Source organism: Kosakonia sp. LAM2021 (genome assembly GCF_016620385.1).
Classification (GTDB): domain Bacteria; phylum Pseudomonadota; class Gammaproteobacteria; order Enterobacterales; family Enterobacteriaceae; genus Kosakonia; species Kosakonia sacchari.
This window is the reverse complement of record NZ_JAENHT010000026.1, coordinates 1-1,037: the sequence shown is the minus strand read 5'-3', so window position 1 is coordinate 1,037 and position 1,037 is coordinate 1. Positions and strand designations below refer to the sequence as shown.

The 1,037-nt window shown below is 54.2% G+C and carries 1 protein-coding gene; it reads right to left on the bottom strand.

Annotation, left to right across the window (positions count from 1 at the left end):
- Positions 1-1,037: elongation factor Tu (tuf, locus tag JKP81_RS23480; RefSeq protein ID WP_200553629.1), on the bottom strand; the 1,037-nt coding region annotated here is incomplete at both ends.

Below are 1,037 nucleotides of genomic sequence, written 5' to 3'. Positions count from 1 at the left end.
AAACGCAGACCATCGTCCATCGCAATCGGGTGAATCAGGGTAACAACCATTTTGATGTTGTCGCCCGGCATTACCATCTCCACGCCTTCCGGCAGTTCGATGGTGCCAGTCACGTCAGTTGTACGGAAGTAGAACTGCGGACGGTAGCCTTTGAAGAACGGAGTGTGACGGCCGCCTTCGTCTTTGGACAGAATGTACACTTCAGATTCGAATTTGGTGTGCGGCTTGATGGAACCCGGCTTAGCCAGTACCTGACCACGTTCGATTTCTTCACGTTTGATACCACGCAGCAGAACGCCTACGTTCTCACCAGCACGGCCTTCGTCCAGCAGTTTGCGGAACATTTCAACGCCGGTGCAGGTGGATTTCGCGGTGTCTTTGATACCAACGATTTCAACTTCTTCACCCACTTTGATGATACCGCGCTCTACACGACCGGTAACAACGGTACCACGACCGGAGATGGAGAATACGTCTTCGATCGGCAGCAGGAACGGCTTGTCAATCGCACGCTCTGGTTCCGGAATGTAAGAATCCAGGAAGCCAGCCAGTTCGATGATTTTCGCTTCCCACTCTGCTTCGCCTTCCAGCGCTTTCAGAGCAGAACCACGAACGATCGGGGTGTCGTCGCCCGGGAAATCGTACTGAGACAGCAGTTCACGAACTTCCATCTCTACCAGTTCCAGCAGCTCTTCGTCATCAACCATGTCACATTTGTTCAGGAACACGATGATGTACGGAACGCCTACCTGACGACCCAGCAGGATGTGCTCACGGGTCTGCGGCATCGGGCCGTCAGTCGCAGCAACAACCAGGATCGCGCCGTCCATCTGCGCAGCACCGGTGATCATGTTTTTAACATAGTCGGCGTGGCCCGGGCAGTCTACGTGTGCGTAGTGGCGAGTCGGGGTGTCATATTCAACGTGAGACGTGTTGATGGTGATACCACGAGCTTTTTCTTCCGGCGCGTTATCGATCTGGTCGAATGCGCGAGCAGAACCACCGTAGGTTTTAGCCAGAACGGTAGTGATTGCAGC